The organism is Cellulophaga sp. 3_MG-2023 (assembly GCF_030546975.1).
Classification (GTDB): domain Bacteria; phylum Bacteroidota; class Bacteroidia; order Flavobacteriales; family Flavobacteriaceae; genus Cellulophaga.
This window is the reverse complement of record NZ_JAUOPS010000002.1, coordinates 766,206-789,059: the sequence shown is the minus strand read 5'-3', so window position 1 is coordinate 789,059 and position 22,854 is coordinate 766,206. Positions and strand designations below refer to the sequence as shown.

Below are 22,854 nucleotides of genomic sequence, written 5' to 3'. Positions count from 1 at the left end.
TACTTTTGTTCGTTCTTAAAAACTAAAAGAGATTTAATGGAATTATTTATTCAGATAGTACAGTTCATATTAATTATATCAGTGCTTGTTATTTTGCATGAACTGGGGCATTTTATTCCTGCCAAATATTTTAAAACTAAAGTAGAGAAGTTTTACTTGTTTTTTGATGTGAAATTTTCACTTTTTAAAAAGAAGATAGGTGATACTGTTTACGGTATTGGCTGGTTGCCTTTAGGTGGTTATGTTAAAATTGCCGGTATGATAGACGAAAGTATGGATACCGAGCAAATGAAGAGTGAACCACAACCTTGGGAATTTAGAAGCAAGCCGGCTTGGCAACGTTTAATTATAATGTTGGGTGGTGTAACAGTTAACTTCTTTTTAGCTTGGTTTATTTATACAATGTTATTATTTAATAACGGAGATACTTATATACCTGCAGATAATTTAAAGCACGGAATTTTAATAGATTCTATTGGTGAGCAACTAGGACTTAAAACAGGAGATAAAATTTTAGCTATAGATGGCAAAAAAAGTAAAAAGTTTACGGATGCCGTATTAGATATTATTTTAGGAGATGAGGTTACTGTTAAAAGAGACGGTAAAGAAATTATAGTGCCGTTAAGTGCAGAAGGTAAAGAGGCTGTTTTTAGTACGCAAGGAAGAAACTTTTTAAGTTATAGACAAAAAGCAACCATTGATAGTGTTGTGTCTGGTATGGTAGCCGAAAAAGCAGGTGTTCTTAAAGGAGATGAGATTGTTGCTGTTAACGGACAAAAGACCTCGTATTGGAATGAGTTTGTTGGAGTGATTAAAAAATCACCTGAAAAGGAAATAGAGTTAGAGGTTTTACGTAACGGACAGCCAAAAACATTACGAATGACGGTTCCTGAGGAAGCGGCAATAGGAGTTGTGTTAAATAGAGAGGATTTATTTGTTACAGATACTTATAGTTTTGGCGCAGCAATACCAGAAGGCTTTAACAAAACAATTGAGGTGCTAACTAAACAAATTAGGCAGTTTAAAGTTATTTTTAACACTAAAACAGGAGCTTACAAACAAGTAAAAGGCCCAATTGGAATTGTAGAGATGATGCCAAAACAGTGGAACTGGACATTTATTTGGAACTTTATGGCAATGTTCTCTGTATGGTTGGCTTTTTTAAACATTTTACCTATTCCTGCACTAGATGGCGGACACGTTATGTTTTTATTATATGAAATTATTTCTGGACGTCCACCAAGTGAAAAAGTGTTAGAGAAAGGGCAAATTGTTGGTTTTGTAATACTTATGGGATTAATGGCAATTGTCTTTGGAAACGACATCTGGAATATTATAAAGAAATTTATATAAATTTTTATTTTTGCTTTGTAGATATTAAAAAAGCTTTTATATTTGCACCCGCTTACAGACGTTATGTCTGCTAACATTCCTCCTTAGCTCAGTTGGTTAGAGCATCTGACTGTTAATCAGAGGGTCCTTGGTTCGAGCCCAAGAGGGGGAGCAAAACAAACCTCAACTAGAAATAGTTGAGGTTTTTTGCTTTTATATAGTTTCTTCAATTATATAGTTTATAGTTGTTTTGTTTTTTCCTGTATCTTTTCAGTCTTAAAATTACAAATCTATGTTTTCTATAATAGGTTGGCTCGGGGCCTTATTGTTTGTAGTGTCTTACTTGTTGTTAAGCATAGGTAAACTATCATCTAAATCTAAAGTGTACCATATTTTAAATATATTAGGTGCTGTATGCTTAATTATTAATGGCTTTGCGTTAAATGATTTTCCTAATGTTGTAGTTAACGCTGTATGGGCTTGTATTGGGCTCTACGCTATTGTTAAGGTTGTTAAATAATCGTTTACTCGTTTTTAAATTCTAGTATATTTAACGCATACTTAATATAAATAGCTTCTTTTTGCTTGTAATCTTCTGTTTTTTCATTAAAAAGTCCCAGATAATAGTAAGCTCCATCTATTAAGGCAAAAATTACCTCTGTTATTTCATCAATGTTTGTATTGGTAATAATTTGGTGCTCTTTTGCTTCTGTTAGTTTTTTGTGTAAAACCGTGTGTAGCGCTTGTAGGTAGCTTTTAAAGCTATCGTTAAAATCTTTTTTCCTGTAAATTAAAGCGTAGCAACTATAAAAAACTCCATCATCAAAATATTTGTTCCAGTTTCTAGAAAAAAGTGACGTTATTAGATTGTCAAGTTTTTGTTTTGAGTTTATTTCTCCATTTTCGTCATTTTGTACAATGTTTAAGTGCTGTTCTAATATAAACTCATTTAAGCCAATTAATAGCTCATCTTTGGTTTTAAAATAGTGCATTATTAAGCCGTTACTTATGCTTAAATGTTCTGCAACCTTAGCAATAGAGGTGTTTTCTAGGCCTATGTCTTTGGCAACTTTGTAAAATGCTTTTATAATTTCTTTTCGTCTTTGTACAGATACACTTTTTCTTCCCATGTAAGATTTTTATTTAGGCAAATGTAACATTTTAAGATAATTACAAGCCTTGCTTTGCCTGTGCAAGTTAACATTTATTTAAAGTTTTATTAATTGAACATTCATTCAATTTATAATTTATAAAAATACTTTTGACCCGGATTTTAGTGTAACCAATCAATCTAAAAAATGGAGAATAAAATTAAATATGTAGTATTTGTTATGTGCTTAATTGTGCAGGTAGGTTTTACTCAACAAACTCACAAGGCTATAAAAAACAAGAAAGTAGTGTTTGTTATAGTAGATGGTATTTCTACAGATATGCTGCAAAAAGCTCCAACTCCTTTTTTAGATAGTATAGCTAATATTGGCAGTTATACTAAAGCCTATGTGGGTGGTAAAAAAGGAGGTTACTCGCAAACACCAACAATTTCTGCGGTAGGTTATAATAGTCTGCTTACAGGTACTTGGGTTAATAAACACAATGTATATGGTAACAGTATTAAAAAGCCAAATTACAATTATCCAACAATTTTTAAGGTATTTAAAGATGAATATCCGTCTAAAAAAACAGCTATTTTTTCTACTTGGCTAGATAACAGAACAAAACTTATTGAGGGAGAATCTGAAACAAAAAATGTAGAGCTAGATTATGCTTTTGATGGTTTTGAATTAGACACTATTAATTATCCGCATGATGTTTACAAGCAATACATTAAAAAAATTGATAATGATGTGGCTGTTGAGGCTGCTAGGTATATAAAAACAGATGCGCCAGATTTGTCTTGGGTGTATTTAGAGTATACAGATGATGTTGGCCACGGTTTAGGTGATAGTCCGCAACTAGATGATGCAATTACGTATGAAGATGCTTTGGTTGGCAAAATAAGGAATGCTATTAAAATACGTGAAGCTAAGTTTAATGAAGATTGGTTGTTGGTAGTTACTACAGACCACGGTCGTAGTCCAAAAGATGGGCGCCATCATGGAGGACAAACAGATAGAGAGCGTGCTACTTGGATTGTAACTAATAAGAAAAACACTAACAATTATTTTAAAAATGAAACCCTAGCAATTACAGATATTTACCCAACTATGCTTCGTTTTTTAAATATTGATGTTTCAAAAGATATTGCTTATGAAATTGACGGAACTCCTTTTATAGGCGAGGTAGATGCTTATGGTTTATCCGCTGTTAAAGAAGGCGACAAAATTGTTGTTCGCTGGAAAAGTAATTCAGACAAAAACGTAAAAGGAACAATTTATACTTCTGCTACAAATCAATTTAAAGAAGGAAAAAAAGATACTTACACAAAGGAGGTAACAGTGAGTTTGACTAGTGAAGAGACTACGCTATCGCTTAAAAAGCATACGGGCAAGATGTTAAAAATAGTATTAGAGACTCCAAATAATGTGCTAAATACTTGGTACATAAACAATAACTAATAACCAATTTAACTTAACATTAAAGAAAATGAATTTTAGAATTACGTTTATTGTAATGTTGTTTGTATGCTGTTTTAGCTACGGACAACAAACTATTACGGGGAGTGTTGTAGATGAGGGCAATACACCATTAATGGGTGTTAGCATTGTAGTTGCTAATACTACAAATGGTACAACAACAGATTTTGATGGTAATTATACCATTAATGCTGCAAAGGGAGATGTGCTTACATTTTCATCAATGGGGTTTAAAACAAAGCAAATTACGGTTTTAAATGCTGCAGTAATTAATGTTACTCTTTTAGAAGATGCTGCGGCATTAGAAGAGGTAGTGGTAACGGCTTTAGGTATTAAAAGAGAAAAGAAAGCATTGGGTTACGCTGTACAAGAAGTTAAGGGAGCTTCTTTAGAAAAAGCTAAAGAGCCTAACTTGGTAAATTCTTTAACGGGTAAAGTAGCTGGTTTAAATATTAAAAACTCTACCGACTTATTTCAGAATCCTAAAATTAGTTTAAGAGGAGCAACACCATTAGTTGTTATAGATGGTATACCAGACCGCTCTGCAGATATTTGGAAAATTAATTCTGATGATGTAGAAAGTATTAGTGTGCTTAAAGGTGCAACTGCATCTGCTCTTTATGGTTCTGCTGGTAGAAACGGAGCTATAATGATTACAAGTAAAAAAGGAGAAAAAGGAAGGTTAACTGTAACAGTTAATAGTTCAGTACTTTTTCAACCTTCTTTTATAAAAGTACCAGATGTACAAAGGGTTTATGGCAATGGTAATCAAGGGCAATACGCGTATATTAGCGGTTTAGGTAGTGGCTCTGAAGGTGGTGGCTGGATTTGGGGACCTAAAGTAAATCAATTAGATCCAAGTACAGCAAGCGGTTTTTTTGAAACTACACAATACAATAGTCCTACAGATGCTGCTGGTAATTTAATTCCAATTCCGTTTACATCTAGAGGTAAAGATAATATCAAAGATTTTTTTCAAACAGGATCTATACAAACCAATAACGTAAGTGTAAATTGGGGTAATGATAAAGCTAGTTATAGAATGTCTGTGTCTAACGTATATCAAAAGGGTATTGTTCCTAATACAGATTTGGGTAACACTTCTTTTGCAATTGGTGGCACATTAAATCCGTCTGATAATTTTAAAGTAAGTTCTAACTTAACTTACAATAAACAATACACAGATAATTTTCCTGAAGTTGGTTACGGACCAACAAATTATTTGTACAATTTAGTTTTATGGACAGGTGTAGATGTAGATGTTAAAGATTTGCGTAACTATTGGAGAGAGGGGCAAGAGGGTTACCAACAAAGACATTTTAATGTGTCATATTATAACAATCCTTATTTTCAGGCATATGAGTATGAGCGTGGTTATGATAAAGATAATATTTACGGTAATGTTGCCTTTGAGTATAATATTACGCCAGAACTAAGTGTAAAAAGCACAAGCGGTATAAATGTTTACAGCTTAAACAGAACGTATAAAGAGCCTAAAAGTTATGTAGGGTATGGTAATAAATCTCTTGGTAATTTTACCAATGCAGATAGTAGATATTTTGATATTATTACAGATTTTGGTTTAAAGTTTGAAAAGAATTTTTCAGATAATTTTACACTAAAAAGTGAAGTTGCTTACTCTAACTACTATCGTAAATCTACAGCTGCAAGTACGCAAACAGATGGTTTAAATATTCCTGGTTTTTACAATTTTGCTAATAATGCTGGGGTAAGTTATATTGCCTCTAACTTAGAGCAAGAAGAAGCTATAAAGAGTGTTTATGGTTTTGTAGATATGTCTTTTTACAATGCATTTTACTTGTCTATTACTGGTAGAAACGATAAGGTATCTACATTGCCAAAAGAAAACAATTCTTTCTTTTATCCATCTGTATCTGGTTCTTTAGTTTTATCTAGTCTTTTTGATATGCCACAGGCTATTAGTTTTGCAAAATTAAGAGGTTCTTGGTCTAGGGTGTCAGAAGGTAAAATAGGAGACGATCCTTATAGTTATATACAAGCTTATGATAAGGGAACAACGTGGAACGGAAATACGTCAGCGTCTTTTGGATCTAGCTTGCTTTCTCCTGGTTTAGAACCAGAAACATCAGACACTTGGGAGGTTGGTGCAAATGTTAGGTTGTTTAATAATCGTTTAGGTTTAGATGTTGCTTATTTTGAAGCTAAAGATTACAATAACCTAATTTATAGTCCAATTTCTGAAGGATCTGGGTATGAGAGTGTTTTACTTAATGGAGATGAGTATAAGCGTAAGGGGTTAGAGTTTGTTTTTGATGCTAAACCTATACAAACAGCTAATTTTAGTTGGGATATGCTTGTAAACTTTAGTAGGTTTAGAAGGTTTCAAGAAGAAATTTACGGAGATAGAGAGCAAACAGAAGGTTTTGTAAAAGTTGGTGAACGTACAGATCAAATTTATGCTAACGTATACCAAACTAATTCTAGCGGTGAAGTTATTTATGAAAATGGTTTCCCTGTAAATGATCCTTACCAGAGATATATTGGAGATGATGATCCAGATTGGACTTACGGTATTACAAATACTTTTAAGTATAAAAATCTTAATTTATCGTTCTTGTTTGATGGTAGAATAGGAGGTTTAATTTACTCTACTACTAATCAAAAAATGTGGTGGGGTGGTAAACACAAAGGCACGGTAAACCAGTTTAGAGATGATGCAAATAACGGAGTTAGTTCTTATGTTGCTCCGGGAGTAAAGGTTGTAAGCGGCACAGCAACGTATGATGTTAATGGTAATATTACTAGTGATACGCGTACATATGCTCCTAATGATGTTGCTGTTAACTACATTAACTTTATGCAGACAACTAGTAACGGTCAAAATAAAAACTACCATTATTATAAAGAGTCTTTTGTAAAACTTAGAGAGGTTACATTAACGTATAATTTTCCAAAAAAAGCATTAACAAACACACCTATACATGAGTTTAGTTTGTCCTTAATTGGACGTAACCTTTGGTTAAATTCTGATGTGCCAAATGTAGATCCAGATTCTGGTGTAGATGCATTACAGGCTCCGTCAACTAGGAATATTGGACTTAACTTAAATGTAAAATTTTAAATAAAAGCATAATGAAAAAATTTAGTATATACATTTTATGTGCAATTTTCTTTACAGTAAGTTGTACAGATATAGGAGAGTTACAAGACGATCCTAACAGGGCAACAGCAGTTAGTCCAGATTTATTGCTAACCAACATTCAAACCCTAGCATTTAATACTGTTAGTTTAAATAGTGCTTTGGCAAGTAGGTATTTAGCATTTACAGATGGTGTTAATGAAAATCAATACTACAATTGGCAACAAGCTTCTTTTGCTAATTATGACAATATAAAGCAAGTTCATAAAATGATAGAAGAGAGCCAGAATGCAGAGTCTGAGGTTTATGCTATTTTGGGCAAGTTTTTTAACTCGTACTTTATAACAGAGCTTACATTGGTTTTTGGTGATGTCCCTTACAGCCAGGCTATTGCTGTAGAGGAGCAAGTTTATGCACCTGTATATGACACACAAGAAGAAATTTTTTTAAAGGTGTTAACAGATTTAAAATCGGCATCTAATGAGCTTGCTGCTAATGATGAACTTATTTTGGGTGATGTAATTTACAATGGAGATAAACAGCAATGGCAAAAGTTAATTAACTCGTACTACTTAAGAGTTTTGTTAATGTTGTCTAATAAAACAGATGTTGCATCTTTAAACGTTGTGGGTAGGTTTAAGGAGGTTGTGGGTAACCCAAGTAAATATCCTTTGTTTAGTTCTAATAATGATAATGGGGCGTTAACTTTTGTAAACATACAAAACAATCGTTACCCGTTATTTAACAACAACAACTTGCAAACTGCATATTATTTAGAAGAGTCTTTTGTAAATAAATTGAAAAATTTAGAAGACCCAAGGTTATTTGTTTTTGCAGAGAAAATGCCAAGTGCTTCTGCTTTAGATGAAACAGATTTTAATGCTTATGGAGGATTATATGGTAGTGCTGTTTTTAGTGATAATGCAACCAAGGCAGTAGCTGGTAATGCATCTAGAATTGCTCCAAGGTATTATAATGACCCTGTTAATGAGTCTAGCTTGTTAATTGGTTATGCAGAGCTACAGTTTATTTTAGCAGAAGCCGTTGTAAAAGGATGGATTTCTGGTGATGCTTCTGCGTATTATACAGAGGGTATTAAGGCCTCTATGGAGTTTTATGGTATTACAAATACTGATGATTATTTGGCAAACCCAAATGTGCAACTCAATGTTACAAACCCTATAGAGAGTATTGCAACTCAAAAACACATCGCGTTGTTTTTAAATACTGGTTGGCAAATGTTTTATGACCAACGTAGAACGGGTTATCCAGAATTTAATGTAGACGGAGGCGGTACATTAAACGAAGCTAGAATACCAAAAAGATGGTTGTACCCAACAAGTGAGTCTACTAATAACCCTGAAAATTTAGAGGAAGCTATTAATAGGCAGTTTACTAGTGGTGATAATATTAATTCACAAATGTGGATTTTAAAGTAAGGTATTTATATACATTTTTAAATATCGTTTTTTAGTTTGTTTAACTAGCACCATGTTTGGTGCTAGTTTTTCATTTTTAAAAAAAGTAAGTAATTGTAAATTAGGTTGTTGCTATAACGTTGTAGTGTGGGTTTTTAAGTGTTATAACAAAACATTAACACTTTTATCTTGCATTTGGCTCGTATAAATGTATGTTAAGGCAAACAATTTCAATTATGAAGATTATACAAGTCAAAAGAAAAAGCAAAGTAGAAAAGAGATACACCAAAAGAATGGGGCAGCTTGTGGCTAAAGTAACCTACGTTAAGAAATACGTTTTAGGAATTCCTGTAAAAACGCTTTATAAATATAGGCAAACGTATTACGGAGAAATTAAAGATTGTAAAGACTGCCATTTGTTTGTTTAGTAAAACAGCTCAAAATAAAAAACCCAGTGAATTTAAATTCACTGGGTTTTTTAATATTTTATGGTTTAGGAGTTTTAGTTTTTCACTAAAGTTCCTTCGCTTTTCCACTTTGTTACATTTGCAATTTTACTGTTTTGGTAATCAACTTCACTTAGCTCAGCATCATTCCAGAAAAACCATTTTCCTGTCTTTTTTCCTTCAGCGTAATTTCCTTTAGCAACTTTTTTTCCTTCTTCGTTAAACATTGTCCATTCGCCATCTAACTTGCCGTTTAAAAAATGTCCAACTTGTGCAATCTCTCCGTTAGAGTGAAAATATGTTGCTTTAACTTTGTTGTTTGCTTTTTCAAAAACTGGTTTTGTGCTTTGCGCGTTAACTATTGCTATAGAGAATATAAATGCGAATACTAGTGCTATTTTTTTCATGATATGTAGGTTTTAATTATTATCTGCTTAACATTAACGTTATAAAGATACATTTTATTTTACAATAAACACACTTTAAGTTAACATTAAATTTACATTAAAACTTTAAATAATTGATTTTCAAATCATTATGTATTTTAACTACTTAACATTCATCTATAAAAAAAGCGGCTCATCAGCCGCTTTTAGAATTATTTATTTTTTTTAATTAAAATCTGTAGTTCATTCCTAAGCTAAAATTAGCTCCAAATTGTCCACCTTGTTGTACCTCAGAGGAGTACTGAAATCTTCCGCCAGCTTCTGCAGTATTAGTGGTTGCTAAAGTTTTATCTGGGTACACATCAAACATATTGTTAATTGTGCCTGTAAAGCTAAGCTTGTCTGTTACCTTGTAACTCAAGTTTAAATCTGTTACTAACATAGAAGATAACTCTTGGTCTATACCTCCTGTTTCTGGAGCAGTAACAGTTACCTTACCAAAAAGAGTGTTGTTTAAACCTATATTAAATTTATCTGTATCGTAGTCTATCCCTAAAATAAATTTAGACTTAGGTCTAGAGTTTATAATTAAACCTTTCTCTTCTCTTGTAAAAATATTGTATCCATTGTCTGCAAGAACCTGTGGTGTTTCAATAGCATCAATAGTAGTTTCGTTAACATTGGCAGCTAAACTCACATTAAGTTTGCCTTCGCCCATATTTATACCTCTATAGTTAAGCACAAAATCTACCCCAGTAGTTTTAGTATCTCCTGCGTTAATAAAATATTGTAATGCTACTACGTTATTGTCTATAAGAATTTGTTCTACAGGGTTTACGTCTTGTAGCAATTCATCGCCTTCTACATCGCCATCATTGTCTGTGTCTACATCGCCGGCATCTTGCTTGTATCCTTGTTGAGAAGAGAATAAAACTCTATCGTCTACATATATTTGGTAAAAATCTATAGATGCAGAGAATTTAGGGTTAATTTTATATGTAAAACCAGCAGAAATGTTTCTAGAAGTTTCGGCAAATAAACTTGGTACACCTAAATCTTTAACAGCTTGGTTGTCGTTTGCTAAAGTACCTTGTAATACAGGCTCTGGAGAACCATCAGCAATAATGTATTGGCTGTTTGTTAGGTAACGTTGGTGTAATGTTGGCGCTCTAAAACCTGTACTGTAAGAACCTCTAATAGCTCCTTTGTCTCCTATTTTGTAACGTCCAAATACTTTCCAAGAGAAATTATCTCCAAAATCAGAGAAGTCTTCATATCTACCAGCTAAACCTAATAATAAATCTTCAGTAATATCATAATCTAAGCCTGCATAAAAAGCTAGGTTGTCTCTGTTCCATTTTCCAGCTTCATCTGGCTTAATTCCAGCAAAAGAATCAGATCCTCCTTTGTAATAAGAAAGCGGATTACCTTCCCTAGCTTCGTAATATTCTTTTTTGTACTCAATACCAAAAGAAGAAGAAAGTTGCTCAGAAAAAACATTAGCAAAATCTAAGTTCATTACTACATTGCTTAATGTATATCCTCCTGGAGAAAAAGATCTTGGAGAGGTTCCTTTGTCTGCTAAGTAGTCTCTGTTTAATGAGTTGTTTACTGTGTAATCTACGCTGTTAGATCCGTAAGTTACACTGGCATCTGCATTAAACGTATCAGTAATGTCAAACTTAACACCCAAAGCATTGATATGGTCATCTATCTCTGCTTCAAAACTTGGTTGGTAACCTACAAAATCTTCAGATCTCGTTAAAAATTCTGAGTCAGCAACATCTCTTCTCCAATAAGGAGCTCTGTAATAAGCAAAACTACGTCCCTTTCTGGTAGAGTATCCGTGAAAAGAGTACAACTCTGCATTTTCACCTAATGGGTGTCCAAGGTTAATAAACAAGTCACCTTTTTCTAAATCTGGCTGTCCAACTTTCATTCCTAATTCAGGATTTTCAGTAGCCCATTGTATTTCATTAGGTCTAGCGTCATTTGGTAAATCTGCAATACCAGGAGAACCTGCTCTGTTTGTAAGTTGTTGGTTGTAATACCCTAAAGTTAAGTTTATAAAACCGCCATCACCAAAATTAAAGGCAGTATTCATATCTGCAGCAAAATTAAAACCATCTCCTTCAGATGTAATTCCTGTTCTTGCAGATACTGTAGTGTATTTAGCGTTTTTCTTTAACACCATATTAATTACACCTGCAATGGCATCAGAACCATATTGTGCAGATGCACCATCTCTTAATACCTCTACTCTTTCTATAGCAGCTGTAGGTATACTTTTTAAATCTACACCAACCTCACCTTTACCAGGTGTTCTGTTTAGGTATACTTGAGCACTTTGGTTTTTACGTTTACCGTTTACTAAAACTAAAGTTCTACTTGGTCCTAATCCACGTAAATCTGCAGGATCATAATGTGCTGTTGCATCAGAAATTGCCTGTGTTTGTGCGTTAAAAGAAGGTACCTTAAAGGTTAGCATTCTGTCTACTGTAGGTTTGCCACTACTAGTAAGTTCTGCTACACCTATATTATCTATTGGAACAGGGGAATCTAAAATAGTTCTAGGTTTAGATCTGTTACCTGTTAGTACAACTTCGTCTAAAGCTAAACCTTCTTGTAGAGTCATATTAACTTTTCCGGCAGCGTTTACAACCATTTCTTTAGTGTTAAAGCCAATAGAAGAAAAAATTAAGGTTGCAGGAAAGCTTTCTGCTGTAATACTATAGTTGCCATCAAAATCTGTTGTAGTACCATTTGTAGTCCCTTTAATAACAATATTTACACCAGGTAAAAGCTCATTGTTCTGATCTGTAACGGTTCCGCTTATCTCACCCTGAGCCATTGCAAATAATGGGGAAACAAGAAAGATTAAACCGAGTAATTTTCTTGATAAATAATTTTTCATTTAATTAAGTGTTTTATTAGTTATATGACAAGATAATGACATTTTATTCATATAAACAAATAATAAATTAACAAATGTGTGTTTTTAACACACTTAAATTATGTTTTTGTTTATAATCTTTTTCTTACTGTAGGTTATTTTTTTTAATGTTGATATAGTTTTTAAGTTAATAAGATACTTTTATACCTTTGCTGCTTTCAACTTTAGCTATTAAAAATGTATAGAAGTCACAATTGTGGAGAATTAAACGCATCACACATAAATACAGAAGTAACACTTTCTGGGTGGGTGCAAAAATCAAGAGATAAAGGTTTTATTGTATGGGTAGATTTACGTGACCGTTACGGTATAACTCAATTGGTTTTTGATGAGGAGCGTACTAGTAAAGAAATGATGGAGCGTGCTCAAAAATTAGGGCGTGAGTTTGTAATACAAGTTAAAGGTAAGGTGATAGAAAGAGCTTCTAAAAATCCTAATATGAACACTGGTGAAATAGAAATTCTTGTTTCAGAATTAACTATTTTAAACAAAGCTATTGTGCCTCCGTTTACTATTGAAGATGAAACCGACGGTGGTGAAGATTTACGTATGAAATATCGTTACCTAGATATTCGTAGAAATCCTGTAAAAGATAATCTTATTTTTAGAAGTAAGGTTTCTATGGAAGTGCGTAATTTTTTATCTAGTAACGGTTTTATAGAGGTGGAGACTCCTTATTTAATAAAATCTACTCCAGAGGGAGCAAGAGATTTTGTGGTTCCTAGCCGTATGAACGAGGGTCAGTTTTATGCATTACCACAGTCGCCACAAACTTTTAAGCAGTTGCTTATGGTAGGTGGTATGGATAAATATTTTCAGATTGTAAAATGTTTTAGAGATGAAGATTTACGTGCAGATCGCCAGCCAGAGTTTACTCAAATTGACTGTGAAATGGCTTTTGTTGAGCAGGAAGATATTTTAAATATTTTTGAAAACTTAACGCGTCACTTATTAAAAGAAATAAACGGAGTAGAAGTAGATAAATTCCCGAGAATGTTGTTTGATGATGCTATGCGTTTGTATGGTAATGATAAGCCAGACATTAGATTTGGAATGGAATTTGGCGAACTTAATGATATTGCACAGCACAAAGAATTTGGCGTTTTTAACAATGCAGAGTTGGTAGTTGGTATTGCAGTGCCAGGTGGTAATGCTTATACAAGAAAAGAAATAGATAAATTAATAGACTGGGTAAAGCGTCCGCAAGTTGGTGCTTTAGGTATGGTTTATTCTCGTTGTAATGATGATGGTTCTTTTAAATCTTCTGTAGATAAATTTTACGACCAAGAAGATCTTGCTAAATGGGCGGAAAGAACAAATGCTAAAGCAGGAGACTTGGTTTGTGTGTTGTCTGGACCAACTAACAAAGTGCGTGCACAATTAAGTGCTTTGCGTATGGAGTTGGCAGAACGTTTAGGTTTACGTAAGTCTAATGAGTTTGCGCCACTTTGGGTTATAGATTTTCCTTTGTTAGAATTAGATGAAGAAACAGGTCATTACCACGCAATGCACCATCCATTTACATCTCCTAAACCAGGGCAATTAGAGTTGTTAGATACAGATCCGGGAGCTGTAAAAGCAAATGCTTACGATTTAGTTTTAAATGGTAATGAAATAGGAGGTGGGTCTATACGTATACACGATAAAGAAACACAGGCTACAATGTTTAAGCACTTAGGCTTTACGCCAGAAGAGGCTAAAGAGCAATTTGGCTTTTTAATGGATGCTTTTCAATACGGTGCACCGCCTCATGGAGGTTTAGCTTTTGGCTTAGATAGATTAGTGTCTATTTTAGGAGGGCAAGAAACAATTAGAGATTTTATTGCTTTTCCTAAAAACAATAGTGGTAGAGATGTCATGATAGATGCTCCTGCGGCTATTGATGACGATCAATTAAAAGAACTAAGCTTGCAAGTGAAAATTAATAATTAAGAATTTAAAATTGCCTCGTAATGCCTAACAAAAAGTTGCTTAAACGTATTTTAGTATGGAGGGCAAGGTACATTACAAATAGGCAGTTTATTTATATTCTTAGTGTAATAGTAGGTATAACATCTGGTATTGGCGCAGTGTTGCTAAAAAATGCAACTCATTTTATACAACACGCGTTAGAGGGTAAATTGGTGGCTAATTACCATCATGCATTTTATTTTTTATCGCCAATACTAGGTTTTTTCCTAGTATATCTTTGCGTTAAATACGTTATTAGAAACAAAGTTAGTCACGGTATACCGTCTACATTGTACGCAATTGCTAAGCGTAAAGGGTTTATGAAAAGGTACCAAATGTTTGGATCTTTAATTACGGCACCTATAACGGTAGGATTTGGTGGTTCGGTGGGGTTAGAGGGACCCACCGTTGCAACAGGAGCGGCAATAAGCTCTAACTTATCTAGATTTTTTCATTTAGACCAAACCACCCGTAACTTATTAATTAGCTGTGCGGCAGCTGGTGCACTTTCATCAATTTTTAAAGCACCTATTGCAGCAATAGTTTTTGCAATTGAGGTTTTTAGCTTAGACCTAACAATAGCATCTATGCTACCCTTGTTGCTTGCGTCATTATCAGCAATAATTACATCTTATTTTTTCTTTGGTGATGATGTTTTATTACCATTTACATTAGAAGATAAGTTTGTTATTTCTGATGTTCCTTTTTATATGGCACTAGGTGTAGTTTCTGCATTAGTTTCTATGTATTATACAGAGGTTTATGATCGTATTCAGCAATTTTTTGATAAGATAGAATCGCCTTTAAAAAAATTAATTATTGGCGGACTCTCTATTGGGATTTTGGTTTATTTTATTCCGCCGCTTTACGGTGAAGGTTTTGATGTTATTAATCATCTTATGGCTGGGCAACCAGAGAAAGCATTGGCAAATAACTCTCTGCATTTAGACTTGGAGAATGTATGGGTTATAATTGCACTTTTAGCCGGATTAGTTTTTTTTAAGGTTATTGCAGGTTCCTTAACTTTTGGAGCAGGTGGTGTTGGTGGTATTTTTGCGCCAACATTGTTTATGGGTAGTATTATGGGAAACTGCTTTGCCAGAATTATTAATAACTCAGGCTTGGTTAGTTCTCCTGTATCTGAGAGTAATTTTACGCTCATAGGAATGGCAGGTTTAATGGCGGGAGTTTTACATGCGCCATTAACAGCTATATTTTTAATTGCAGAAGTTACTGGTGGTTATGAGCTTTTTGTACCTTTAATGATTACGGCTACATTGTCTTTTGGTATTACAAGGTATTTTTATCCGCACTCTGTGTACACAATGGAGCTTGGTCGTAAAGGTGAGTTGCTAACGCATAATAAAGATCATGCGGTATTAACATTAATGGATATTGATACGGTTATAGAAACTAATTTTATAGCACTAAAACAAAAAATGACCTTGGGGGATGTTGTGCGTACAGCAATTGTAAAGTCTAACCGAAATATTTTTCCTGTTTTAGATAAAAAAGGAAGATGTTTAGAGGGTATTTTGCTTTTAGATGATATTAGGGATGTAATGTTTAAACAAGATTTATACAAAACATTAAAAGTGTCAGATTTTATGCGTAATGTGCCAGATGTAATAGTTTACGAAGAAGATAATGTGCAAGCGGTAATGAATAAATTTCAGCTTTCTGGAGCTTGGAATTTACCAATTGTAAAAGAAGGTAAATATATAGGGTTTGTGTCTAAGTCAAAATTATTAACGGCATACAGGCGTAAATTAATAGATTTTACAAAATAAATAGTTTAGTATGATGAAGTATAGTAGTGGTATAGTTGCATTAATTGCACTGGGTTTAATAATTTATGGTTTTATTATTTTAGAAGGAAATGAAGTTGTTGCACACAAGTGTATTGGTTTTGGAACTGTAGGAATATTTTTTATAGCAATGCCACTTTTTTTAATACGAGTTAGTAAGGGGAAGAATGTTAAAAATTATATGTTAAACGAAGAAAATATTAGAAAAATGCAAGGAAAAAACTTGGAAAAGACTGAAAATCAATAATTTTGAACAATTTTAGCTTCTCTTAACATTCCTCTAATGAAAATATCTTATATTTGAGTATTAACATTTTTTATAATTTATTTTAATGACTGGAACAGTAAAATTTTATAATGACTCTAAAGGATATGGATTCATTACAAACGACGAAACAGGAAAAGACATTTTTGTTCATGCAACATCGTTAAACGGAACAGAGTTAAACGAAGGAGACAAAGTAGAATACGTTGAGGAAGAAGGAAGAAAAGGAGTGGTTGCTGGCCAAGTGCAAGTAATCTAATAAAGTATATTTATTTTGATTAAAAAACAAGCCTTGCAGTAGCAAGGCTTTTTCTATTTATAGCAGTGTTAGTTTAAATTTCGTTTTTGAACAAAAAAACGTTTTAAAAGCTCAGAAGCTTCTTCTTCTAATAAACCACCAGATATTTTTGTTTTTGGATGTAATTTTGTGCCCATAGCAATATAGCCTCTCCTAGGATCTTTAGCTGCGTATACAATTTTAGAAATCTGGCTCCAGTACAAAGCTCCTGCACACATTTGGCAGGGTTCTAGGGTTACATAGAGTGTACAGTTTTCTAAATATTTACCACCTAAAAAATTAGCTGCGGAAGTAATTGCTTGCATTTCTGCATGTGCTGTAACATCGTTTAATTGTTCTGTTAAATTATGAGCCCGTGCTATAATACGATCTTTAATTACTATTACTGCGCCAACGGGTACTTCACCTTTATCAAAAGCAACATTAGCTTCTTCTAAAGCTTTTTTCATAAAATAGGTGTCATCAAAAGGGTTTATCATAGTGTCAAAAGTATAAAATAAGCAGCAGCTATTTGTAGTGTAATGTATTGTTTTTTATCAGTCTAGAAATAAAAACACCAACTTTTTGTAATACAATTGGTTGTAAAGGTATAACTCTTTGCTTATTTCTTTATTAACTCATAAATACCGTTTAAATTTGCTTTTTAGATGATATATTTAAACAACATAGCTACTCCAAATGATTTGCGTAAAATACCAACGCAAAGCTTGCCAATTGTTGCGCAGGAATTAAGGGATTTTATTATTGATATTGTTTCTGCCAAAGAGGGGCACTTAGGTGCTAGTTTGGGTGTTGTAGACTTAACGGTTGCTTTACACTATGTATTTAATACGCCTGTAGATAAGTTAGTTTGGGATGTTGGTCACCAAGCATATGGTCACAAGATATTAACTGGCAGGAAAGATGTATTTAGTACAAATAGGAGGTTAAACGGTATTAGTGGTTTTCCTAAGCGAGAAGAGAGTGTTTATGATGATTTTGGAACAGGGCACAGTTCTACATCTATTTCTGCTATTTTGGGCATGGCTATAGCGTCTAAAATTAAAGGGGAGCATACCAAGCAACATATTGCTGTAATTGGAGATGCTTCTATAGCTAGTGGTATGGCTTTTGAAGGTTTAAACCACGCAGGTGTTACAGATGCAAATGTGTTAATTATTTTAAATGATAACGCTATAGGTATAGATCCTAGTGTTGGTGCTTTAAAGCAATACCTTACCAATGTTAAAAAAGGCACGGCAAAACAAGATAATATTTTTGAAGCTTTAAATTTTGATTATTCGGGTCCTGTAGATGGTCATAATTTACCATTGCTTATTGAAGAGTTAGAGCGATTAAAAACGGTTAAAGGACCTAAGTTTTTGCACGTTATTACCACCAAAGGAAAAGGACTTAAAAAAGCTGAAGAAAACCAAGTCACTTACCATGCTCCAGGAAAGTTTAATAAACTTACCGGAGATTTAATTCCAAAGTCTAATGGGGCAGGAACTCCAAAGTACCAAGATGTTTTTGGTTTAACTATTGTTGAGTTGGCCAAACAAAATAAAAGCATAGTGGGTATTACACCTGCAATGCCAACAGGTAGCTCTTTAAAAATTATGATGGAAGAAATTCCAGATAGGGCATTTGATGTTGGTATAGCAGAGCAACATGCGGTAACTTTAGCTGCTGGTATGGTAGCAGAAGGTTTGGTGCCATTTTGTAATATATATTCTACTTTTTTACAGCGTGCTTATGACCAAGTTATTCATGATGTAGCACTACAAAATTTACCTGTGATTTTTTGTCTGGATAGAGCTGGTCTAGTTGGTGAAGATGGTGCCACACATCATGGGGTTTATGACATAGCTTACTTGCGCTGTATTCCTAATCTAATAATATATGCTCCTATGAACGAGGTTGAGCTTAGAAATATTATGTTCACGGCTCAATTGGGGTTGCAGCATCCTATTGCTATAAGGTATCCTAGAGGAAGAGGGGTTACCAAAGATTGGAAGAAGCCATTTACTAAAATTGAAATTGGAAACTCAAAGGAGTTAAAAAAGGGCATAGAAATTGTGGTGCTATCTATAGGTCATATTGGCAATATGGTAGCCTCTGTTTTAGATGATTTGGAAACTAGAAAAATAGGACATATTAATATGGGTTTTGTAAAACCTTTAGATACTAATAAATTAATGTCTATTTTTAACAAATATTCAATAATAGTTACTGTTGAGGATGGTTGTAAAATTGGAGGTTTTGGTAGTGCAATTTTAGAGTATGCAAATGCTAATAACTACTCTAATAAAGTGCATATTTTAGGTATAGATGATGTTTTTGTGCAGCATGGCAATGTAGAAGAACTGCACGAGTTAAATAATATTGGAGCAAATAGCTTTACGGCTTATATAGAATCTTTGTATGAAAATGAATAGGATTATGTTTAAAAAAACAATTGCACTTTTAGTTTTAACTCTATGTATAAGTGCACTAAATGCACAGGTAGCTAACCCTGTAGAGGTAGATTCAGTAAAAGTAGATACTACTATTGTAGGTACTATTGTGGTTCGTAAAAATCAAGAGAAGATAAAAAATATTCCTAGGGGTGTTAAATTGGCAAATCCTAGGCTTACTTATGAAGCCAATCCAAGAAAGGAGAATTTTGGATGGTTTACGGTTCCTTCATTCTGGGAAAAAACCAATCATTTAGGAGTTAATATAAATGAAGTTGCATTTGTAAACTGGAAAGCCGGTGGTAACAATTCTGTTTCTGCCATTGGGGAGGTTAAATTTGTTCGTAATTACAAATTTAGATACGTACAGTGGAGCAATAGTTTAGATCTTAGATTTGGATTAAGTGCTATAGAGGGCGAAAAGCTTAGGAAGGCAGATGACGCCATACGTTTTAGTTCTACTTTTGCCTACAGAAGAGATACAATAAGTAATTGGTATTACTCTGTAAAAGCAAACTTTAATACGCAATTTGCAGATGGTTATAAATATCCTAATACAGAAAATATAATTTCTACATTTATGGCTCCAGGTTATGTGTTTATAGGTGCGGGTACGTCTTATATTCCAGAGGGGAAAAAGTTTAACTTATACATTTCTCCTATTACCCAAAAAGCAACATTTGTTTTAGATCAAGAGTTGGCAAATTCTGGTGCCTTTGGTGTTAAAAAAGCCGAGCGAGATGCAGATGGTAACATCACTAAAGAAGGAGAGCGTACTTTAATGGAATTTGGTTTTTTGGTTACCAACACGTGGAAAACCAACGTAGCAAAAAATATGACTTTAGCGCATGATTTAACTTTGTATACCGATTATCTAAATAGTTTTGGTAACGTTGATATAGATTGGGAGTTACGTTTAGACATGAAGGTAAACCAATATGTAAAAGCTAATATTGGCACCAACCTTTTGTATGATGACGATATACTTTTTGATGAGGTTGTAACAGACGGAGTAGTTACTACGCAAGGCAGGCCTAAAATACAATTTAAGCAATTGCTTGGTGTAGGGTTGTCTTATGATTTTTAAAGTTGTTTGCCCATAATTTTATTATGTATATGTACAGCGCCACTATCAGATAAACTAGCAACATAGCAGCAAGTGTTTAATAGTAAATTATAAAGAGGAGCATCTGTATTTTGGTAGCGCTCTGGTAATGTCTGTAGCACTATATTATCATAATTAGAGGCTGTGCCATTTGCTGTTTTAACTAGAGCATTTGTGTAAACATCTAAAATGTCTGATATAATTTTATATCCAGCTATTTCTTTTTCTATTACTTCTTGTGATTTGTAAACTTTGGATACGCTTAAAGATATAATATCTTTTATTTGTGCAATGTAGTTACTTTTATCTAAAAGAGATACGTCAAAAGATCCATCTAAAATAGCTTCTTCATTTTCTAAAAATATAGCAACAGCATCTGTAATAAGTGTGTTAATTGCAAGAGCTCGTAAGTAACTAAGACGATCTTGCATAAACACCATTTCATTGTATTTTTTAGTGTTTATTTTGTCTTTTACCAACTTAATTAAATATTCTAAAGCGTAATCTTCAGATATTAAACCAAGGTTTATTCCGTCTTCAAAATCTATAATTGTGTAGCAAATATCATCTGCTGCTTCAACCAAATAAGTTAGTGGGTGTCTAGAAAAAGAGATGTCTTTACCATCTCTGGTTTGCATTAATCCCAGTTCTTCTGCTACCTCGCTAAAAAAATCCTTTTCGGTCTGAAAAAAACCAAATTTTTTATCTGCAATATGTTTTGTGGGTTTTTTAGGTAAAGATTCTTTTGGGTATTTCATAAAGGTACCTAGCGTAGCATAACTTAATCTTAAACCACCTTCTACACCTGTTCTGGACTCTGTTAATAGCTTAAATCCGTTAGCATTACCTTCAAAATCTATAATATCTTGGTATTCTTTATCGGTTAGTTGATCCTTATATTTTAGGCCATTACCTGTTTTAAAATATTCGCCAATAGCTTTTTCTCCGCTATGTCCAAATGGTGGATTTCCTATATCATGCGCTAAAGATGCTACGGCAACAATAGCTCCAAAATCATTGTAATGGTAACCGTGAACTTCTTTTAAGTGTGGGTGTTTTTCTAGTATTTTTTTACCAACAATACGTCCTAAACTACGACCAACCACAGAAACCTCTAAACTATGTGTAAGTCTGGTGTGTATAAAGTCTGTTTTAGAAAGAGGAATTACCTGGGTTTTATCTTGTAAGCTTCTAAATGCAGATGAAAAAATGACACGGTCATAATCTACCTCAAATCCTAAACGAGTTTCATCCTGTTCTTTTCGTAGTCTTTTATTGGTGTCTCCAAAGCGTTTTAAAGATAATAATTGCTCCCAGTTCATAATGCTCAATTTTAAAGTTGCAAGATACTTAAATAGCTTTTTAAACAAAGTAGATTAAACTTAAAAGAATTTTGTATCAGCCAACTTTAGTGTCTACATCGGTTATATATAATAACACCTTAGTCTTTAACTTAGTTTCCCTAAATTTGCAATGAGTTAATAATTTAGAAACAATTAATTAACATCAGAGGTGGATTGTTGTAATCGAAAAAAATAGCATTTATGTGTTTTAGAATTCTAACGGTATTATTTCTTTTTATTGGTTTAAACTCGGTTAAATCCCAAGAGGTTAAGGCGCCTGCTTTTGGTAAAGGTATTTTAAACCTAGTAGGAAAAGATAGTACTTGGAGTATGAATGTTTCTGGAAGAATGCAATTTTTGGGTATAGGACAATGGTCAGAGAATGATAATGAGAAATTATCCTCTATTGGATCTAATTTTTTAATTAGAAGAGGGCGTTTAAAATTTAAAGGTTTTGCGTATTCTCCTAAATTAAAATATAAGGTAGAGTTAGGTTTGTCTAACAGAGATATTTCTGGGGCATCTGAGTTTACACACGACGCACCACGTTATATTTTAGATGCTTTTGTGATGTGGAATTTCTATGAAAATTTTGAGTTATGGATTGGGCAAACAAAATTACCAGGAAATATAGAGCGTATAGTTTCATCTGCTAATATGCAATTGGTAGATAGGTCTTTGCTAAATAATAGGTTTACTATAGATAGGGATATGGGAGCTCAGTTAAGGCATAAATTTTATTTGTCAGATAAGTTCTTAATTCGGGAGGCATTTGCTTTGTCTCAAGGAGAAGGAAGGAATGTGTCTAAAGGAAATTTGGGCGGTTACCAGTATACAACTCGTTTAGAATTATTGCCTTTTGGGGCTTTTACAGGAAATACAGAGTATGTAGGAAGTGATTTAAAAAGGGAGCAATCTCCAAAGTTATTACTTGGTGTAGCTTATGATGCAAATAAAAATGCGGTAAAAACAAGAAGTAATCAAGGTGATTATATGTTTACTGATACTGGTTTTTATGAGACAGATATTAATACGTTGTTTGTAAATGCTATTTTTAAATACAATGGGTTTTCGTTTTTAGGAGAATATGCAGATCGTAAAGCAGATAACGCTATTGCTGTAAACAAAGACGGTACTGCCACGGGAGATGTGGTACAAGTAGGTAAGGGTTTAAATCTAATGTCTGGTTATGTTTTTAAAAATAACTTGGAAATTACGGGTAGGTATACATCTGTAGAATTAGATAAGCAAATTACAAATGAAAATAAAGAAAATCAATATACATTTGGAGTGTCTAAGTATTTAGTGGGGCACAAATTAAAAGTACAAACAGATGCTACTTATTTAACAGAAGTTGGTGGGCCTGACGGACTTATATACAGACTGCAATTAGAGGTTCATTTTTAAGAAAAAAAATAACC

The 22,854-nt window shown here is 33.4% G+C and carries 18 protein-coding genes and 1 tRNA gene; 14 read left to right on the top strand and 5 right to left on the bottom strand.

Features of this window, described 5'->3' with window-relative positions:
* Window positions 1-36: 36 nt before the first annotated feature.
* The 3 genes from rseP (at window position 37) to Q4487_RS08355 (ending at window position 1,852) form a co-directional block, all read left to right on the top strand.
* Window positions 37-1,353 carry an RIP metalloprotease RseP gene (gene rseP, locus Q4487_RS08365; protein ID WP_303540136.1) on the top strand — a complete coding sequence of 439 codons (1,317 nt, stop codon included), beginning with the start codon at window positions 37-39 and terminating at the stop codon, window positions 1,351-1,353.
* A 77-nt stretch (window positions 1,354-1,430) separates the two neighbouring features.
* Window positions 1,431-1,504, top strand: a tRNA-Asn gene (locus Q4487_RS08360).
* A 120-nt stretch (window positions 1,505-1,624) separates the two neighbouring features.
* The gene (locus Q4487_RS08355) at window positions 1,625-1,852 is read left to right on the top strand and encodes a hypothetical protein (protein WP_013621206.1); all 228 of its coding nucleotides are present in this window, start codon (window positions 1,625-1,627) and stop codon (window positions 1,850-1,852) included.
* 4 nt (window positions 1,853-1,856) lie between these two features.
* Here Q4487_RS08355 and Q4487_RS08350 read toward each other — a convergent pair whose 3' ends face one another.
* Window positions 1,857-2,462 carry a TetR family transcriptional regulator gene (locus tag Q4487_RS08350; protein ID WP_303540138.1) on the bottom strand — a complete coding sequence of 202 codons (606 nt, stop codon included), beginning with the start codon at window positions 2,460-2,462 and terminating at the stop codon, window positions 1,857-1,859.
* A 168-nt stretch (window positions 2,463-2,630) separates the two neighbouring features.
* Here Q4487_RS08350 and Q4487_RS08345 point away from each other — a divergent pair, with 168 nt between their 5' ends.
* The 4 genes from Q4487_RS08345 to Q4487_RS08330 all read left to right on the top strand — a co-directional run bounded on the left by Q4487_RS08345 (window position 2,631) and on the right by Q4487_RS08330 (window position 8,872).
* The gene (locus Q4487_RS08345) at window positions 2,631-3,887 is read left to right on the top strand and encodes an alkaline phosphatase family protein (RefSeq protein WP_303540140.1); all 1,257 of its coding nucleotides are present in this window, start codon (window positions 2,631-2,633) and stop codon (window positions 3,885-3,887) included.
* A 28-nt stretch (window positions 3,888-3,915) separates the two neighbouring features.
* Entirely contained in the window at window positions 3,916-7,008 is a 3,093-nt protein-coding gene (locus Q4487_RS08340) for a SusC/RagA family TonB-linked outer membrane protein (RefSeq protein ID WP_303540142.1), read from the top strand.
* Window positions 7,009-7,019: 11 nt separating this feature from the next.
* Window positions 7,020-8,465 (top strand): SusD/RagB family nutrient-binding outer membrane lipoprotein, encoded by a 1,446-nt coding sequence (locus tag Q4487_RS08335; RefSeq protein ID WP_303540144.1) that lies wholly within the window; start codon window positions 7,020-7,022, stop codon window positions 8,463-8,465.
* A gap of 215 nt (window positions 8,466-8,680) precedes the next feature.
* Window positions 8,681-8,872: a hypothetical protein gene (locus tag Q4487_RS08330; protein ID WP_100896783.1), complete on the top strand. Its 192-nt coding sequence runs from the start codon at window positions 8,681-8,683 to the stop codon at window positions 8,870-8,872.
* Between the two features lie 74 nt (window positions 8,873-8,946).
* On the opposite strand, the gene Q4487_RS08325 is transcribed toward Q4487_RS08330, so the two are convergent.
* Together Q4487_RS08325 and Q4487_RS08320 are read right to left on the bottom strand one after the other, a co-directional pair.
* A complete protein-coding gene (locus tag Q4487_RS08325) occupies window positions 8,947-9,297 on the bottom strand; it encodes a toxin-antitoxin system YwqK family antitoxin (RefSeq protein ID WP_100894103.1) in 351 nt (116 codons plus the stop codon).
* A 208-nt stretch (window positions 9,298-9,505) separates the two neighbouring features.
* Window positions 9,506-12,190, bottom strand: coding sequence for a TonB-dependent receptor (locus Q4487_RS08320; RefSeq protein WP_303540148.1), 2,685 nt, complete (start codon window positions 12,188-12,190; stop codon window positions 9,506-9,508).
* A gap of 216 nt (window positions 12,191-12,406) precedes the next feature.
* Here Q4487_RS08320 and aspS point away from each other — a divergent pair, with 216 nt between their 5' ends.
* The 4 genes from aspS (at window position 12,407) to Q4487_RS08300 (ending at window position 16,511) form a co-directional block, all read left to right on the top strand.
* A complete protein-coding gene (aspS, locus tag Q4487_RS08315) occupies window positions 12,407-14,161 on the top strand; it encodes an aspartate--tRNA ligase (protein ID WP_303540150.1) in 1,755 nt (584 codons plus the stop codon).
* Between the two features lie 20 nt (window positions 14,162-14,181).
* Complete coding sequence (locus Q4487_RS08310) at window positions 14,182-15,969, top strand: chloride channel protein (protein ID WP_303540152.1); 1,788 nt, start codon at window positions 14,182-14,184, stop codon at window positions 15,967-15,969.
* A 10-nt stretch (window positions 15,970-15,979) separates the two neighbouring features.
* On the top strand, window positions 15,980-16,234 hold the full coding sequence (locus tag Q4487_RS08305; protein ID WP_232732587.1) for a hypothetical protein: 255 nt from the start codon (window positions 15,980-15,982) through the stop codon (window positions 16,232-16,234).
* An 85-nt stretch (window positions 16,235-16,319) separates the two neighbouring features.
* A complete protein-coding gene (locus tag Q4487_RS08300; protein WP_072303621.1) occupies window positions 16,320-16,511 on the top strand; it encodes a cold-shock protein in 192 nt (63 codons plus the stop codon).
* 68 nt (window positions 16,512-16,579) lie between these two features.
* Here the strand turns inward: Q4487_RS08300 and Q4487_RS08295 are convergent, their stop codons facing one another.
* Window positions 16,580-17,029 (bottom strand): nucleoside deaminase, encoded by a 450-nt coding sequence (locus Q4487_RS08295; protein WP_303540156.1) that lies wholly within the window; start codon window positions 17,027-17,029, stop codon window positions 16,580-16,582.
* A 168-nt stretch (window positions 17,030-17,197) separates the two neighbouring features.
* Here Q4487_RS08295 and Q4487_RS08290 point away from each other — a divergent pair, with 168 nt between their 5' ends.
* Together Q4487_RS08290 and Q4487_RS08285 are read left to right on the top strand one after the other, a co-directional pair.
* A complete protein-coding gene (locus Q4487_RS08290) occupies window positions 17,198-18,967 on the top strand; it encodes a 1-deoxy-D-xylulose-5-phosphate synthase (protein ID WP_303540158.1) in 1,770 nt (589 codons plus the stop codon).
* 4 nt (window positions 18,968-18,971) lie between these two features.
* Window positions 18,972-20,072, top strand: a complete 1,101-nt coding sequence (locus Q4487_RS08285) for a DUF3078 domain-containing protein (protein WP_303571882.1) — start codon at window positions 18,972-18,974, stop codon at window positions 20,070-20,072.
* On the opposite strand, the gene dgt is transcribed toward Q4487_RS08285, so the two are convergent.
* The gene (dgt, locus tag Q4487_RS08280) at window positions 20,069-21,412 is read right to left on the bottom strand and encodes a dGTP triphosphohydrolase (RefSeq protein ID WP_100894096.1); all 1,344 of its coding nucleotides are present in this window, start codon (window positions 21,410-21,412) and stop codon (window positions 20,069-20,071) included. The two genes, Q4487_RS08285 and dgt, sit on opposite strands and share 4 nt — an antisense overlap.
* Window positions 21,413-21,634: 222 nt before the next feature.
* Here dgt and Q4487_RS08275 point away from each other — a divergent pair, with 222 nt between their 5' ends.
* Window positions 21,635-22,840 (top strand): porin, encoded by a 1,206-nt coding sequence (locus tag Q4487_RS08275; protein WP_303540163.1) that lies wholly within the window; start codon window positions 21,635-21,637, stop codon window positions 22,838-22,840.
* Window positions 22,841-22,854 lie beyond the last annotated feature (14 nt).